Here is a 14,733-nt window from a genome sequence, read left to right on the forward strand (position 1 = left end):
TTTTGGGACGGTAATGGTCATGCCGAATCAGCCGAATGACCGGTACCAGCAGGACACTGAGCGCAGCTGGCCGGCGGACGGGCCGGCCGGGCAGTTTCCGGCGCAGCCCGCGTACCGGGAGGCGCGGAGCGGTGGGCGGCTCTCCTGGGCCCAGCTGAACGCGCTGCCGGCCGGCGCCTCGACCCGGCACGGCCTCAACACCCGCTGAGGCTCCGCTGGCGGACCGGGGCGAAAGCGACGACACACCCGGGCGCTCCACCCGGGCTCTTCGCACATGTGTGCGGTAGCGTCTTGTGGTCCGAAATCCCGGTCTACGACAGGAGAAGCTCCGCGCATGGGCAAGAAGACGATCCACGTCTCCGACTTCAGTGGCACGGTGCTGGGCGCCGACGACGAGGTGGTCAAGGTCGTCGTGCTGGAGCACCCTGACCTGGTCGCCGGGCCCGTGCAGCTGGACGCCACCCCGGTCGAGGTGGAGAGCATCGACGACGCGGCGCTGGACGTGGCCGTGGTGGAGATCCACGACAGGCACGGGGGCGGCGAGCCGCGCCGGGTGGTGCTGACCGCCAGCGAGTTCGACGCGATGGCCACCGACGTGCCCATGGCGCAGCTCCTGCGTACCGCCGAGCGGGTCAAGCCGCCGAAGGCTCGGCGGAGCGCGGAGAAGGTCGACTACGGCACCATCGAGCACGCCGGGAAGCCGCACCGCGGCCGGGTCACCGAGGAGGAGGCGCGGCTGGTGCGCGAGCGCCTCGACGAGGTCAACAAGCGCCTGGCCGACGCCGGCATCCGCCAGATCGACCCGGCCGACCCGGAGCACGCCGAGCGGTACGGCTTCCCCACCGCCGGCTGACGTCGCCGGACCGGCCGGGTACGCGTCGCGTGCCCGGCCGGCGGCGCCACCCGGCCGACCGCCGACCCATGCCCGCGCCGGTGGTCAGCGCTGCCGCGTGATCTCGGCCAGAGCGGCGGCGACCGCCGTCTCGATGGCACCCTTCTCCAGCCCGAGGCCCGTCAGCACCCCGTCGCCGTCCTCCTCCTCGAGCAGGGCGAGCAGGATGTGCTCGGTGCCGATGTAGTTGTGGCCGAGCCGCAGCGCCTCCCGGAAGGTGAGCTCCAGGACCTTCTTGCCGCGGGCACCGTAGGGGATCAGGTCGGGGACCTGGTCGGCCTTCGCCGGCAGGGCCGCGGTGACGACCTCCCGCAGCCGCTCCAGGGGTACGCCCTGCGCCGCGATCACCTGGGCCGCCAGCCCGTCCGGCTCGGCGAGCAGGCCGAGTGCCAGGTGCTCGGGGCCGATCTCGGCGTTGCCGGCCGTGCGGGCCTCCTGCTGCGAGGACATCACCACGTTGCGCGCCCGCGAGGTGAAGCGGCCGAACCCGGCGTTCGGGTCGAGCGCGGCGGCCGTCTCGGCCTTCGCCACGGACCGCTTCTGGGCGGCCTGCTTGCTGACCCCCATGCTGCGTCCGATCTCCGTCCAGGAGGCGCCCGAGCGCCGGGCCTGGTCCACGAAGTGACCGATCAGGTGGTCGGCGATGTCGCCCAGGTGGTCGGCGACCAGGACGGCGTCGGCGAGCTGGTCCAGCGCGTCGGTGTGCGCCTTCTTGATGCCTTCGATCAGGTCGTCGAGGCGTACGGGGTGGGTCATCTTCAAGGGCTCGGTCATGCGTCAACCATAGGTTGACGGGTGCCGGCCGTCAACCACTGGTTGACGATGAGGCCGTCGTGGCGCGTCAGCGGTGGGCTACGACCACACCGCGAGTTCGTTCAGCTCGGTTATCTCCTGACCGCTCTGCTGGGACAGCCGAACGTATCTGGCGTTGGTCCCGGCCGGCAGGGTGACTTTGAGGAAGCGCGCCCGGCGGGCCTCCGCCCGCGGCGACCAGGTGGTTCCGTCGTCGCTCGTTTCGATCACGACCGGGCTCGACACGGACAGGCCATGCGCGAACACCGCCGCGACCGGACGTCGCGCGCCGAGGTCGACCTGGAGAAACGTGTTGGACCGGCAGGCTCTGGCCGATCGGGTCGCCGGCGGAGTTGGCGGAGTGCCGGAGGGACCCGTTTCCTGGCATCCCTGGTGGCGATAGGACTGTCCGTAGGCGCCGTCGGTCAGGGAACACGGCACGAGGGGTGTCGCCTGGCCCCGCTGGTCGGCGACCGCGCACTCGTCGTCACGTGACCGGGGCGGTCCGAGAGCCCCGACGAGCCTGACCCGCTGGCTGTCCTGGCGGGTGGTGTATTTCGTGCCGTTGTCCTCGATCTCAGCGGTCGCGCTGACGTAGAGGTAGCCGCGAAGGTCCCCGACTGCCCGCGCGTCCAACGCTTCGCCCGGCCGCACGCCCTCGGCCACCCACACCACATCGCCGGCTTCGTCGTCAGTGATCGCCGTGGCCGTGTACTGCGGGGATTTCCGACCCTGCTGGACCGGGCGGTCGGCCCACCTCACGCTGACCTTGCTGGGGTCCGGGCGGACGGCCAGGTCCGCCGGCTCCCAGAAGGCGAGGGTGGGTACGGCGAGCTCGGTGCGTTGGATCTTGAATCGGGCATGTACGGCGGGCCGGCCCGCCGTATCGCCGGGGAGTTGGGCACTGAGTGCCATTGTCGACGCGGTACCGAACGTGCCCTGGGTATCTCGACCGGTGAGCCGGAACGTGTAGGTGCCGGTGCTGTCGGTCTTCGCCTTCCGGGCGCCCTTGCACACTTCCACGGCGCGAGCGAGGCACAGCAGGCCAAGACTGGTGACCGTGGCCAGGACGCCACCGACGACCTCCGCCGCGTCCGGCTCCTTGTACAGCACGACGCTCACCCCGGCCGCCGGGGCACCATCGGCTCGGGTCAGCCGCCCGGAGACGGTCACCTCGGCGTCGTCCGGCACCTTGCTGGCCGTACAACCCGCGACGAGCAGGGCAACCAGTGCGAGAGGTGCGACCACCCGGCGGCGAAGACGAGTGGGACGGGATGCTCGCATGACGGAACCATATAGTGAAATGCGTCTTCTCCGGCTCCTGCCCGGCGGGACGGGCATCAAGCGCCGGCCGTAGGGGTCACCAGAAGAAGTCAGGGCCGGTCTGCATGACCGGCCCTGATCGTGTTACTGCTGTGCGCCGCCAGGGACTCGAACCCCGAACCCGCGGATTAAGAGTCCGCTGCTCTGCCAGTTGAGCTAGCGGCGCTCGCTGGCAACGGGGAGAAACGGTAACACGCCCCTCGGCGGGGCCGGCCGGGACCACCCGCGCCCGCTACGGGCGGATCACCGCCCGCCGGCCACGGAGCTCGCCCTGCTCCAGCATGCGGTGCGCCTCGCCGACCGCCGACAACGGCAGCGGCACGACCTCGCGCGGAGCGAGCCGCCCGGCGGCCAGCACGCTGTTCACCGCGCCGGCGGCCTCGGCCAGCTCAGCGGTGGTGGCGTGGGAGATCACGAAGCCGGTGATGGTGCGGTCGTTCCGGTAGAGCGCGCCGACCGGCAGCACCGGGCGGCTGTCGCCTCCGGCGAGCAGCACCACCCGCCCGCGCAGGGCGAGCAGGTCGACGGTCGACGCCAACTCGTTCCGCCCGGCGGTGTCGAGATACACGTCGACCCCGTCCGGGCAGGCTGCCCTCAGCCGCTCGACCAGGTCGGGGGCCCGGTAGTCGAACACCTCGGCAGCGCCGTTGCGCTGGCAGAACTCGACATCGGTCGCCGAGGCGGTGGCCACGACGCGGGCACCGGCGTCGGCGGCGAGCGCCACGAGCGCGGCGCCGACGCTGCCCGCGCCGCCGGCGACCACCACGGTCTCGGTGGGCCGGAGCCGGCCGTGGACGAACAACGCCAGGTACGCCGTGGCGACCGGGTGGAGCATGGTCACCGCGATCGCCGGATCGACCCCGTCGGGCAGTCGGTAGAGCCGGTCGACCGGCACCACGGCCTGCTCGGCGGCGCTGCCCTGCCGGCCCCCGTGCCCGAGGCTGTTGCACCAGACCAGCTCGCCGACGCAGAAGCCGGCGGCGCCCGGCCCCACCGCCGCGACCCGCCCGGTCAGGTCACGGCCGACCACGAAGGGCAGCGGCAGCGGGTGGGGAACGCTCCCGAGCGGACGAAGGTGTCGACGTGGTTGACGGTGGTGGCGATCGCGTCGACCAGGACGTCGGTCGGCCCGGGGCGAGGTGGCGGCAGTTCGCCGTACCGGATGTCCGTGGCCGGCCCGGGGCGCTCGATGTAGGCGGCTCGCATGCCCTCATTGTGGTTGCCGGCCGAGGAGCGGACTTTTGAGCCGGGTACGCAAAAGGCTCCGGTCCGATGCAGGACATCGAACCAGAGCCTTGATCGCTGGTGCGCCGCCAGGGACTCGAACCCCGAACCCGCGGATTAAGAGTCCGCTGCTCTGCCAGTTGAGCTAGCGGCGCTCGCTGGCAACGGGGAGAACACTAGCACGGCCCCTGACCCGGGTTCCAATCCGATCCCCGGCTCCCCCCTTCGGTCGAGCTTAAGGGACAAAGCTCCCCAAAACCGCCATCCGCGGCTCCGAAGGGCCCAAGGTCATGGCGTTGATACGGCACGATGTGCGCCAGGCACGCGAGAGCTGAGGTGGGGATGGGCAGGTTCGGGCGGGCCGGGGCGATGATGGGCGCCCTGGTTCTCACGGCGTCGTTGGCACTGACCGGGTGCGGGGACGACCAGAAGAAGCCGGCGGCCGCAAGCGGCGGGCAGCAGCAGGCCGGGGCGGACATCCCGGCGGGCGGTACGCCGAGCGAACCCGTGAACGAGGCCCCGCTGCCGCTGCCGGTGAGCCCGACCGACGGGTCGACCCGGCGCCCGGTCAGCACCGAGATCAGCGCGACGGTCCCCGGCGGCGGCAAGGTGTCGAAGGTCGTCCTCACCGCGGCGAACGGCACGAGCGTCGCCGGCCGGATGCGGCGCGATGGTTCGTCCTGGGTGCCCTCCGCCCCGCTGAAGTACGCCACCCGGTACACCGCCACGGTCACCGGCACCGGCACCGACGGCCGGACCCACCAGGGCACCAGCACCTTCACCACGATGGCCAAGCCGAAGTCGATGATCGGGTCGGGGCTGTACCTGTTCAGCGGCAAGACCTACGGCGTGGCGATGCCGGTGGTGGCCGAGTTCTCGCCGGGCATCCCGAAGAAGGACCGGGCCGCGGTGCAGAAGCGGATGTTCGTCCAGACCGACCCGCCGCAGCCGGGCGCCTGGCACTGGGTCGACAACGGCACGCAGGCGTACTACCGGGCGCCGGAGTACTGGCAGCCGGGCACCACGATCACGGTACGGCTCGCGCTGGCCGGGATCCCGCTGAGCAACGGCCGATATGGCAACGTCGACCGGAGCGCGACCGCGAAGATCGGCCGGGCCTTCGAGATGAAGGTCGACAACGCGACCAAGCAGATGAGCGTGTACGAGAACGGCGCGCTGGTCCGCACCCTGCCGGTGAGCCTCGGCAAGAAGAGCACCCCCTCCTCCAGCGGCACCATGGTGGTGATGGAGAAGAAGGAGTCGACGGTCTTCGACACCCGGGACGAGCCGGATCCGCGGAACCGGTACGTCACGAAGATCGACTTTGCCCAGCGGCTGACCTGGGGCGGCGAGTACATCCACGCCGCGCCCTGGTCGGAGGGGGTGCAGGGGCGGCAGAACGTCTCACACGGCTGCGTGAACGTCTCGATGGCCAACGGGCGGTGGCTCTTCGGCCAGACCCTGGTCGGCGACCCGATCACCGTCAAGGGCACCGAGCGGAAGCTGGTGCCGGGCAACGGCTGGACGGCGTGGAGCATGAGCTGGTCGCAGTTCGTGGCGGGCAGCGCCCTGCCGGTGCCCGACGGCGGGGCCGAGCCGACGTTCTGAGCCGGGTCGAGGTGGCTCGGTGACCTGCCGGGCCACGGCCGGCGGCCGCCGGGCGGCGCCGGACCAGGGCAGAGACGGGCCCCGCTCGGGCAGCGCCGCAACATTCCCGAATCGTTACATCGCGTTCGGCGTGTTTCGGTTCACTTCCGGCAACGGGTATCGGTACTCGCGCGTCTGTAGGGGACGATGGGACCGGGGATGACGACTGTGGGGGAACCATGCGAGCTAGCCAGGACGAGCTGATCCGGCGCGGCGCCCGGCACGGCACGCGGCGGCGCGTGTTCGCGGCCGCGGTGCTCGCCGCCGCGATGGCGCTGACCTCCGCCTGCACCGGCGGTGGTGGGGACGACAAGCCGTCGAGCTGGCAGGGGGGCGAGGAGAGCGGCCCGAAGGCCGCCGCCACCATCACCGAGCCCGCGGCCGATGCCAAGGACGTGGCCGCCTCGACCGCCATCACCTTCACCACCAAGGAGGCGAAGGAGAGCACCGTCGAGCTGAAGGACTCCGCCGGCACGGCGGTCGAGGGTGCGCTCGCGGAGAACGGCAAGAGCTGGCTCCCCGCCGGCGCCCTCAAGTACGGCGAGACGTACACCGCGACGGTGACCGCGACCGGCGACGACGGCAAGCCGGCGACGGCGACCAGCAAGTTCACCATCATGGCCAAGCCCGCCAAGCAGATCCGGGTCAGCAGCTTCCTCGGTGACAACCAGACCGTCGGCGTGGGCATGCCGCTGATCGTCAAGTTCAGCCGGGCCATCCCGCAGGACTACCGGGACGACGTGCAGCGCCGGATGACGGTCACCGCGAAGCCGGCCCAGGAGGGCGTCTGGCACTGGGTGAGCCCCACCGAGGTGCGCTACCGGCCGAAGAAGTTCTGGCAGGCCAACAGCACGGTGTCGTACCGGGTGCAGGCGGGCGGGCTCCCGCTCGGCGACGGCTGGTACGGCCGCTCCGACCTGACCGTCGACATCAAGATCGGCCCGTCGTTCATCATGACCGTCGACAACCGCACCAAGCGGATGACGGTCACCAAGGACGGCAAGGTGATCCGCACGATCCCGGTGAGCCTCGGCAAGAAGACCACCCCCTCGTCCAGCGGCACCATGGTGGTGATCGAGAAGCTGCGCAAGACGGTCTTCGACACCCGCGAGGAGCTGGGCCCGCAGGAGGGCTACCGCACCGACATCGACTTCGCCCAGCGGCTCACCTGGGGTGGCGAGTTCATCCACGCCGCGCCCTGGTCAGAGGGGGTGCAGGGCAAGGTCAACGTCTCGCACGGCTGCGTGAACGTCTCGATGGCGGAGGGGGCCTGGCTGTTCACCAACACCCGGATCGGCGATCCGATCACGGTGAAGGGCACCGAGCGCAAGCTCCAGAACGGCAACGGCTGGACCGACTGGAACATGAGCTGGGAGGAGTACGTGAAGGGCAGCGCCCTGCCGTACGAACCGCCGGCGCAGCCGGGTGACGACACCAGCCCGAGCGCCGGCCCGAGCGACCAGCCCAGCGCCACGCCGACCGCCTGACCGGGGCGTACCCACCAGGAGCCCTCTCCCGACGGAGAGGGCTCCTGGCGCGTCCGGACCCGGTGACGAACGAAGCCCCCTCCCGCAGGAGGGGGCTTCGTTGCTGGGGTGACTGATGGGAATTGAACCCACGACAACCGGGACCACAACCCGGTGCTCTGCCAACTGAGCTACAGCCACCATGCTCTCCGCGCCGGTCGACCCGGGCGGGGCGCGGACTAATAATAGCCACACCCCTGCCGCCCCCGTCCACCGGGTTCCGGCGGGGCGTCAGAGCTGGGCGGCGATCGCCTTGGCGCTCTCCACGTCCGGGCCGGGCAGCGGGACGAAGATGGTCCGGCGGTAGTACTCCAACTCCCGGATGCTCTCCCGGATGTCCGCCAGGGCCCGGTGGGCCAGCCCCTTCTGCGGTTGACCGAAGTAAACCCGGGGGTACCAGCGCCGGCAGAGCTCCTTGATCGAGGAGACGTCGATCATCCGGTAGTGCAGGTGCGCGTCGAGGCGGGGCATGTCCCGGGCGATGAAGCCGCGGTCGGTGGCGATCGAGTTGCCGCACAGCGGCGCGCCGCCGGAGTCCTTGACGTATTTGGTGATGTAGTCGAGCACCATGTCCTCGGCCTCGGCGAGGGTGACCGTGGACCGGCGGGCGGCCTCGGTGAGCCCGGACTTGGCGTGCATGGTCTGCACGATCTCCGGCATCCCGTCCAGCGCCGCGTCGTCGGCGTGGATGACCACGTCGACGCCCTCCCCGAGCACGTTGAGGTCGGGGTCGGTGACGAGCGCGGCGACCTCGATCAGCGCGTCCCGGCCGAGGTCCAACCCGGTCATCTCACAGTCGATCCAGACGAGAAGATCAGCCACCGGACCAGACTACGCGTCGCCGACCCGCCCGCGCCTCGGCACCATGGCCGAGGTGGACCAGTAGGGTTTGCCCCGTGCCAGCCGAACCCGTCGCACCACCCGCCGTCACCGACGACGATCCGGGCGGGCGTACGGCCCGTCGGCTCGTCACGGTGGTGGCGCTCGCGGCGGTGCTGCCGGCGCTCTATCTGCCCGGCACGGTCCACGACTTCTTCGACCTGAAGATCTACATGCGGGCGATGGACTGGTGGGCGGCCGGCCACCCGCTCTACGACTACGTCCAGGCGGACCGGGTGCAGGGGGCGCTCTACTTCACCTACCCGCCGTTCGCCGCGCTGCTGCTGCGGCCGTTCGCGCTGCTACCGCTCGGCGCCACCGTGGCGATCTTCACGGTGCTGACCGTGGTGGGCGTGGTGGTGACGACCCGCTGGCTGGTGCTCCCGGTCATCGCGCGGCACGACCTGCCCAAGCTGTTCACCCTCGCGGTGGCCGTCCTGCTGGTGTTCGCGGTGGAGAGCACCCGGGAGACGCTCACCTTCGGCCAGATCAACATGCTGCTGGTGGTGCTGATCCTGGCCGACCTGCTCTTCGCCGTACCTGGGGGGCGGCCCTGGGCCGGGGTGGGCGTGGGGCTGGCGGCGGCGCTCAAGCTCTTCCCCGGCATCTTCGTGCTCTACCTGCTGGCCACCCGGCGCTGGCGGGCGGCGGCGCTCGCCTCGGGGACCGCGGCGCTGGCCACCCTGCTGGCCGCAGCGCTCGCGCCGAGCGACTCGTGGCGGTTCTGGACCCACGAGCTGTGGGCGACCGATCGGGTGGGGCGCACCGACTACACCGGTAACCAGTCGCTGTTCGGCCTGCTCAGCCGGATCACCGCGCCGGAGAAGCCGGCTCAGCTCCCCTGGCTGCTGCTGGTAGTCGTGGTGGTCGGGTACGGGCTGTGGCGGGCCGCCCGCGCCGCCCGGGCCGGGGACGCGCTGGCCGGGCTCACGCTGACCGGCCTGGTGGGTGGCCTGGTCAGCCCGATCACCTGGACGCACCACCTGTACTGGTTCATCCCCGCGGTGGTGGTGCTGGTCGACGCCGGGCTGGACGCGGACCGGGACACGGTGGCGGGTGTCCGGCGGCGCCGCTGGCGATTCGCCCTGGCGATCGGCACCGCCTTCGTGATCATCTACGGGGTGGTGACGTTCCAGGACTGGGGCGTCGCGCCGGCGCGTACCGACAGCTTCGGCGAGTTCGTCGCGCGCAACGCGTACGTGCTGCTCAGCCTGGTGCTTCTGGCGGCGCTGCCCGCCCGCCGGGCGGCCGATCGGGACCGGACCGGCACAGCCTGAAAGTTGCACCAAATGGACAGACGTCGCGACGAGCGCTGTTCGGCGCTAATCTGGTCACAACTACCTCAGTTTTCTCCCAGGTAGCACCGATCCCCCGGTGACGGTGGCCCTTCGCGTCGGCAGCGCGGAGGGCCACCCGCCGTTCGGACCCTAGGACTCCAGCCCCGCGTCCCCGGGTGACGCCGCCGCCCGCGGCGGGACGTCCACCGGTCGGGGGGTCTGCGGCGTGGTCGCCGTGGGCCAGGCCCAGCTCGGGTCGGCCGGCAGATCTGCCAGGGTCTCCGCGCGCCGGCTCGGCACCGGCTCGATCGCGGCCCGGGACCGGGCGGGGGCCGCCGATCCGACGGCGACCAGTTGCCGCTCCGGCCAGACCGGCCGCTCCCCCGCCACCTCGGGCGCGCCCAGCCCGCTGAGCGAGCTGACCCCGAGCCGCCCGGCGAGCACCGGGACCTGGTCGGGTTCGACGACGAAGACCACCTCGCGCGGGCGGACCGGGCGCAGCAGGAGCAGCACAGCGAGGACCACCAGCAGCACCCCACCGGCGAGCAGCGCCCACGCCAGCCCGGGGAACCAGCCGGCGCGCAGCTCGGCACGCAGGTCCAGGGCCAGGTCTCCGCGCCCGTCCGGCCGCATCACCACCAGGCTCAGCGACCGGCCGGCCAGCTCGGCGGGGCTCCACTCCAGGGCGCCGGTCCCCTCGCGTACCCAGAAGCCCTGACCGGCCGGGACGGTGGTGGCGGTGGTGGCGGTGACCGGGCCGGCGGGCTCGAGGCGGACCGGCAGCGGGCCGCGGGCCAGCGCGACCCGGCTGACGGTGGCGTGCGGGACGGCCTCGAGCCAGCGGCCCACCTGGTCGCTCGGGGCCAGGCCGAGGAAGGCCGGCCCGTCGGCGGTGCGGGCGGTCAGCCGCAGGCGGGCCTTCGCGGTCCGGACGAACGGCGCCTCGGCGCGGAGCAGGTCGTCCACGTCGGTGACCACGACGGCCTGCCCGGACGTGCGGACCGTCTCGAAGCGGGCGCCGAAGCCGCCGTCCGGGTCCGCGTGCCGGGCCACGGTCCAGAGCCCGGCACCCGCGAGGAGCGCCGGGATTCCCACGGCCAACAGCAGCATGCCGGCGATCGTTCGCACGAACCGCATTCGGGTCCTCTCCCTCGGTAGCCAACCACCCGGCCGACCTTACCGACGGGAACCGCACAATCGCCGGATATCCACGGCAAGCACCCCGAGGACCGTGGAAAGCGCGCCGGCCCGCCGGAAGATCCGACGGGCCGGCGGCAACCGCGCAGGTCAGGACTTCGCCGCGGGCTCCCGACGGGTACGCAGGAAGGCCAGCCCGCCGAGGACCAGACCGGCGAGGCCGGCGACCAGACCGGCCACGCCGAGGGCCGTGCCGGCGCCCCCGTCGGAGTCGTCGTCACCGCCCGACGCGGCCGGCGAGGCGTTCGCGGCCGCGTTCGCCGCAGCTGGCGAGGCGGACGGCGACGCGGCGGTCAGCTTGAGCACCGGGGCCGGGTTCTCCGGCTCTTCCTTGCCCGGCGTCGGCACCTCGATCCAGCGGGACACGTTGCCGTCCGAGTAGGTCTGGATCACCTTGAACACCATCTGGTCGACCTGCGGCAGCGGTCCCATCGACACCGGGAACTCCTGGAACTCGCCCGGCTTGACCCCGCCGCCCGCCGGCGCGGTGAAGGTGAGCTTGGCCACCGCCTCGGTGAGCTGGCTGCCGTGCACCTCGATCGGCGGGTCCACCTTGCGCTTCTCCGACTGCACCGTCCACCCCGGCACCGGCATGGTGGAGACCGAGCCGACCGGCGCGTCCTCCGGCAGGAAGACCTCCACCTTGGTGGTCGAGGCCGTGTCGCTCTCGTTCGGCACCCGGAAGGCGAAGCGGCCGTAGCTGCCCTGGGTCGCCTCCTTCGGGTTGACCGTGACGTGCGCCGAGGCCGGGCCGGCGAGGCCGAGCACGGCGGTGGCGACAGCGGCGAGGGTGAGCGTGGCCGCGGCGGCGGGACGCCGGAGACGGAACATGGGCGGAGCCTCTCCTACTTGATCGGCACGGTGGCGGTCACCGTGGCCTGGTCGATGTCGGACGTGCGGACGGTGAAGCGGAACTCCCACTGCCCCGCCGCCGGCAGGTTGATCTCACCGGTGGCATGGTTGTCGGTCAGCGGCAGCATCGGGATGTCGATCGGCTCGATCCCGGCCGACGGCAGCGCGGCGGTGGCCTTCCACTCCTTCACCGGCTGCGGTCGGTTGTCGGTGGTGTACGCGTACAGGTGCATCGAGTTGTTGCCCCGCTCGGCCGGGTCCAGCTCCACCTGCAGCGAGTAGAGCGGGCTGGTCAGCGTGGTGGTGAAGTAGCCGGTGGACGTGCCGGCCACGTTGGCGGCCTCGGTGCGGGCCGGCGTGGTCTGCACCAGGTTGGCCGTGACGCCGAGCACCACCGCGGTGATCACCAGCTCGGCCACCACCGCGCGCCGCATCAGCCCCGGGCGGCCCGCCGCGGTGCGCCGCCGCACCAGCGACCGGGAGTACGTGGCCACCGCGATCACCAGCACGAACAGACCGATCTTGGTGAGCAGCAGCTGCCCGTACGTGGTGTCCAGCAGCGCCTTCGGGGTGGCCACCTCGATCAGCCCCTGCACGGTGCCGGCGAGCAGCAGCGCCCCGACCGCCACGGCCGCCCAGCGGGACCAGATCGGCAGGATCGCCTCCAGCTCCCGCTCGTCGGCCCGGCGCAGCAGGAACACGACGAGCATCACCAGGCCGCCCAGCCAGACGGCCATGCTGCCCAGGTGCACCGCGTCCACCACCACCGAGACCGCCGGCACCGGCGAGGCGGCCGGGTGGCCGGCCAGCGGCCAGGTGAACACCGCCGCCCCACCGAGGACGGCCAGGATGATTCCGTCGGTCCGGCCGAGCGGCCCGGCGAAGAGCGGCCGCAGCAGGAACGCCGCCGCGGCGAGCAGGCCGAGCCGGACCAGGTGCGCCGTGCCGTACGTGCTGCCCAGCACATCGCCGAGACCGGACCCGGTCACGGCGAACAGGCCCCCGCCGGCCGTGTACGGCACCTGCAACCACAGCTCCGCCAACGTGGCGGCCACCAGCAGGCCCAGCCCCGACCAGGCCAGCCGGGCCGGCCCGCGCCGGGACAGCCGACGCGGCCACAGCGCGGCCAGCACCAGCGCCGCGCCGACCAGCAGCAGGAGACCCAGGTAGCTGAGGTACTTCGCCACCTTCACCGCGTTCTCCACCACCGGATTGGCGCGGCTGTCCGTACCGGTGTCGGTCGGCGGGGTCGACGGGGCGCCCACCGAGTAGGTGAAGGCGCCGGAGACCGGGTGGCTGTCGGCGGAGATCACCCGGTAGCTGACCAGGTAGGTGCCGCGCGCCCCGGACGGGTCCACCGGGATGGTCACCACCGCGTCCTTGAACGTCGGCTCGCCCCGGTCAGCCCGGGAACCGTCGGGGGCGATCACCCGGATCTTGCCGGGGACCTTCCGGACCCCCTCGCTGAAGGTCAGCACCACCTCGGCCGGCGCGTTCGGCACCACGGCGGAGGCGGTCGGGCTGGTGCTCACCAGCACCGCGTGGGCGCTGGCCGGGGTGGCCGGGGCGAGGAGAAGGGCGACCAGGGTGACCAGCAGGCCGGCGACGGTCCCCAGCCGGGCGGCCCAGTGGCGTTCGGCGGCGGCCCGTCGGTCGGCCCGGCGGCGGTCGGCGGCGGGCACGGGCCGGCGGCGTACGGCAGCAGTCATGACCAACATGCTTCCCGACGCGACCGGCGATCGGCGACCCCTGATCATCCGCGTCCGGCAGCGAGCGCGGTGGAGCGGGGCCGATCCGGCTCGCCGCTGACCCGGCCCAGCGCCCAGAGCAGGCCGGCCTGCACCACGGCGGCCAGGTGGCCCAGCTCGTGCACGGCGGCGGTGGTCGACGCGGCGATGTCCACCAGGCTGGTGCCGGCCAGACAGACCGCCAGCACCAGGGCCACCGGCAGGAACGCCCGGGCCCGCTCCGGCCGCCAGGCGGCCAGCGCGAAGCCGACGGCGAGGGCGGCGTCGAAGGAGGCCATCTCCCGGCTGGTGTGCGGGTCCGCCGCGACCCCCAGCCCGGCCAGCAGGATCGGCAGCGCAATGGCGAACTGCGCCGCCGCGGCCACCGCCACGGCCACCCGGAGCACCTGGCGGCGGGCCCGTACGGCGGCCGCGGCGCCGGAGCGCGCCGCCGCCCGGTCCGCGGCGACCGCGGCCAGCACCGGGGCGGTCAGATCGGGTACGTCCACCGCCTGCAACCGGGTGAGCCGGGTCACCCGCTCGGCGTGGGCCAGCCAGGAGCGGCAGCCCGAGCAGGAGCCGGTGTGCGCCGCCAGGGCCGCGGCTGGGGCCTGCGGGTCCTCCCCGTCCAGCCGGGCCGAGAGCGCCACGCGCACGTCGTCGCATGTCATGAGCGGGTAGTCGGAGAGCCGAGGGGAAAAGTTCCCGACGTGGGCGGGACCACGGAAAGGGCCGAAGGACCCTGCCCGACCCCGGTACGCCGCGTAACCTCGTCAGTCGTGATCCCCGCCCCGCGCGACAGCTCCGCCGGCCACCGTGCGGCGGGGCTCGACGCTGCGCCGGATCCGGCGACGCACTGGGCGCTGGCCGCCCGCGACGGCGATCCGGTGGCCCAGGCCGCCTTCGTCCGGGCCACCCAGGCCGAGGTGTGGCGCTTCGCCGCCGCCCTGGTCGACCCGGACAGTGCCGACGACCTGACCCAGGAGACGTACCTGCGGGCGTTCCGGGCGCTGCCCGCCTTCGAGGGACGGTCCACCGCGCGTACCTGGCTGCTCGGCATCGCCCGGCGGGCCTGCGCCGACCACCTGCGCACCGTGGTCCGCCAGCGGCGGCTCGACGAGCGGCTCGCCGCGCACGCGGTCACCGAGCGGCCGTACCCGGACCCGGCCGGGCAGCTCGGCGCGACCGACCTGGTCCGCCGGCTCCCCACCGAGCGGCGCGGCGCGTTCGTGCTCACCCAACTGCTCGGCCTGTCCTACGCCGAGGCCGCCGCCGTGGAGGGGGTCCCGGTGGGCACCATCCGGTCCCGCGTCGCCCGGGCCCGCAGCGAGCTGATCGACGCCGTCGGCGACGCCCTCGCCGGATGATGGCGGAACTTTTCTCGGATCCGGGGCGAC

At 72.7% G+C, this 14,733-nt stretch carries 15 protein-coding genes and 3 tRNA genes; 6 read left to right on the plus strand and 12 right to left on the minus strand.

Going from position 1 to position 14,733, the window contains the following annotated elements; genetic code table 11:
• Positions 1-19: 19 nt before the first annotated feature.
• Both ACY34I_RS19265 and ACY34I_RS19270 read left to right on the plus strand, forming a co-directional pair.
• The gene (locus ACY34I_RS19265; protein WP_148796055.1) at positions 20-208 is read left to right on the plus strand and encodes a DNA repair protein; all 189 of its coding nucleotides are present in this window, start codon (positions 20-22) and stop codon (positions 206-208) included.
• Between the two features lie 126 nt (positions 209-334).
• The gene (locus ACY34I_RS19270; protein ID WP_462756366.1) at positions 335-853 is read left to right on the plus strand and encodes a hypothetical protein; all 519 of its coding nucleotides are present in this window, start codon (positions 335-337) and stop codon (positions 851-853) included.
• An 84-nt stretch (positions 854-937) separates the two neighbouring features.
• Here ACY34I_RS19270 and ACY34I_RS19275 read toward each other — a convergent pair whose 3' ends face one another.
• The 6 genes from ACY34I_RS19275 to ACY34I_RS19300 all read right to left on the minus strand — a co-directional run bounded on the left by ACY34I_RS19275 (position 938) and on the right by ACY34I_RS19300 (position 4,386).
• Complete coding sequence (locus tag ACY34I_RS19275) at positions 938-1,666, minus strand: Clp protease N-terminal domain-containing protein (protein WP_462756367.1); 729 nt, start codon at positions 1,664-1,666, stop codon at positions 938-940.
• A gap of 78 nt (positions 1,667-1,744) precedes the next feature.
• Positions 1,745-2,968 carry a discoidin domain-containing protein gene (locus ACY34I_RS19280; protein WP_462756368.1) on the minus strand — a complete coding sequence of 408 codons (1,224 nt, stop codon included), beginning with the start codon at positions 2,966-2,968 and terminating at the stop codon, positions 1,745-1,747.
• A 132-nt stretch (positions 2,969-3,100) separates the two neighbouring features.
• Positions 3,101-3,173, minus strand: a tRNA-Lys gene (locus ACY34I_RS19285).
• A gap of 66 nt (positions 3,174-3,239) precedes the next feature.
• The gene (locus tag ACY34I_RS19290; protein WP_462756369.1) at positions 3,240-4,037 is read right to left on the minus strand and encodes a zinc-binding dehydrogenase; all 798 of its coding nucleotides are present in this window, start codon (positions 4,035-4,037) and stop codon (positions 3,240-3,242) included.
• Complete coding sequence (locus tag ACY34I_RS19295) at positions 4,019-4,213, minus strand: hypothetical protein (protein WP_462756370.1); 195 nt, start codon at positions 4,211-4,213, stop codon at positions 4,019-4,021. The genes ACY34I_RS19290 and ACY34I_RS19295 overlap by 19 nt, the downstream gene beginning before the upstream one ends.
• A gap of 97 nt (positions 4,214-4,310) precedes the next feature.
• Positions 4,311-4,386 (minus strand) — tRNA-Lys (locus tag ACY34I_RS19300).
• A gap of 187 nt (positions 4,387-4,573) precedes the next feature.
• On the opposite strand from ACY34I_RS19300, the gene ACY34I_RS19305 reads away from it, so the two are divergent.
• The gene (locus tag ACY34I_RS19305; RefSeq protein WP_462756371.1) at positions 4,574-5,839 is read left to right on the plus strand and encodes a L,D-transpeptidase; all 1,266 of its coding nucleotides are present in this window, start codon (positions 4,574-4,576) and stop codon (positions 5,837-5,839) included.
• Positions 5,840-6,057: 218 nt separating this feature from the next.
• A complete protein-coding gene (locus ACY34I_RS19310) occupies positions 6,058-7,365 on the plus strand; it encodes a L,D-transpeptidase (RefSeq protein WP_462756372.1) in 1,308 nt (435 codons plus the stop codon).
• A gap of 104 nt (positions 7,366-7,469) precedes the next feature.
• Here the strand turns inward: ACY34I_RS19310 and ACY34I_RS19315 are convergent.
• Positions 7,470-7,545: transfer RNA gene (locus tag ACY34I_RS19315), tRNA-His, on the minus strand.
• 90 nt (positions 7,546-7,635) lie between these two features.
• Entirely contained in the window at positions 7,636-8,226 is a 591-nt protein-coding gene (gene orn, locus ACY34I_RS19320) for an oligoribonuclease (RefSeq protein WP_148796081.1), read from the minus strand.
• 74 nt (positions 8,227-8,300) lie between these two features.
• On the opposite strand from orn, the gene ACY34I_RS19325 reads away from it, so the two are divergent.
• Positions 8,301-9,560, plus strand: a complete 1,260-nt coding sequence (locus ACY34I_RS19325; RefSeq protein WP_462756373.1) for a glycosyltransferase 87 family protein — start codon at positions 8,301-8,303, stop codon at positions 9,558-9,560.
• A 150-nt stretch (positions 9,561-9,710) separates the two neighbouring features.
• On the opposite strand, the gene ACY34I_RS19330 is transcribed toward ACY34I_RS19325, so the two are convergent.
• The 4 genes from ACY34I_RS19330 to ACY34I_RS19345 all read right to left on the minus strand — a co-directional run bounded on the left by ACY34I_RS19330 (position 9,711) and on the right by ACY34I_RS19345 (position 14,007).
• On the minus strand, positions 9,711-10,697 hold the full coding sequence (locus ACY34I_RS19330; RefSeq protein WP_462756374.1) for a hypothetical protein: 987 nt from the start codon (positions 10,695-10,697) through the stop codon (positions 9,711-9,713).
• A 150-nt stretch (positions 10,698-10,847) separates the two neighbouring features.
• The gene (locus ACY34I_RS19335; protein WP_462756375.1) at positions 10,848-11,588 is read right to left on the minus strand and encodes a YcnI family copper-binding membrane protein; all 741 of its coding nucleotides are present in this window, start codon (positions 11,586-11,588) and stop codon (positions 10,848-10,850) included.
• Positions 11,589-11,602: 14 nt separating this feature from the next.
• Positions 11,603-13,318: a copper resistance CopC/CopD family protein gene (locus ACY34I_RS19340; RefSeq protein ID WP_462756376.1), complete on the minus strand. Its 1,716-nt coding sequence runs from the start codon at positions 13,316-13,318 to the stop codon at positions 11,603-11,605.
• A 44-nt stretch (positions 13,319-13,362) separates the two neighbouring features.
• Complete coding sequence (locus ACY34I_RS19345) at positions 13,363-14,007, minus strand: zf-HC2 domain-containing protein (RefSeq protein ID WP_462756377.1); 645 nt, start codon at positions 14,005-14,007, stop codon at positions 13,363-13,365.
• 108 nt (positions 14,008-14,115) lie between these two features.
• On the opposite strand from ACY34I_RS19345, the gene ACY34I_RS19350 reads away from it, so the two are divergent.
• Positions 14,116-14,703 carry a sigma-70 family RNA polymerase sigma factor gene (locus tag ACY34I_RS19350; protein WP_462756378.1) on the plus strand — a complete coding sequence of 196 codons (588 nt, stop codon included), beginning with the start codon at positions 14,116-14,118 and terminating at the stop codon, positions 14,701-14,703.
• The last annotated feature ends 30 nt before the right edge of the window (positions 14,704-14,733 follow it).

The sequence above is a fragment of the Micromonospora sp. RTBAU3-60 genome (assembly GCF_054963695.1).

Coding starts and splice junctions, on each gene's coding strand:
- ACY34I_RS19330 (WP_462756374.1), bottom strand. CDS start 10,697: ATGCGGTTCGTGCGAACGATCGCCGGCATGCTGCTGTTGGCCGTGGGA.
- ACY34I_RS19275 (WP_462756367.1), bottom strand. CDS start 1,666: ATGACCGAGCCCTTGAAGATGACCCACCCCGTACGCCTCGACGACCTG.
- ACY34I_RS19310 (WP_462756372.1), top strand. CDS start 6,058: ATGCGAGCTAGCCAGGACGAGCTGATCCGGCGCGGCGCCCGGCACGGC.
- ACY34I_RS19340 (WP_462756376.1), bottom strand. CDS start 13,318: ATGACTGCTGCCGTACGCCGCCGGCCCGTGCCCGCCGCCGACCGCCGC.
- ACY34I_RS19295 (WP_462756370.1), bottom strand. CDS start 4,213: ATGCGAGCCGCCTACATCGAGCGCCCCGGGCCGGCCACGGACATCCGG.
- ACY34I_RS19335 (WP_462756375.1), bottom strand. CDS start 11,588: ATGTTCCGTCTCCGGCGTCCCGCCGCCGCGGCCACGCTCACCCTCGCC.
- ACY34I_RS19270 (WP_462756366.1), top strand. CDS start 335: ATGGGCAAGAAGACGATCCACGTCTCCGACTTCAGTGGCACGGTGCTG.
- ACY34I_RS19265 (WP_148796055.1), top strand. CDS start 20: ATGCCGAATCAGCCGAATGACCGGTACCAGCAGGACACTGAGCGCAGC.
- ACY34I_RS19345 (WP_462756377.1), bottom strand. CDS start 14,007: ATGACATGCGACGACGTGCGCGTGGCGCTCTCGGCCCGGCTGGACGGG.
- ACY34I_RS19280 (WP_462756368.1), bottom strand. CDS start 2,968: ATGCGAGCATCCCGTCCCACTCGTCTTCGCCGCCGGGTGGTCGCACCT.
- ACY34I_RS19305 (WP_462756371.1), top strand. CDS start 4,574: ATGGGCAGGTTCGGGCGGGCCGGGGCGATGATGGGCGCCCTGGTTCTC.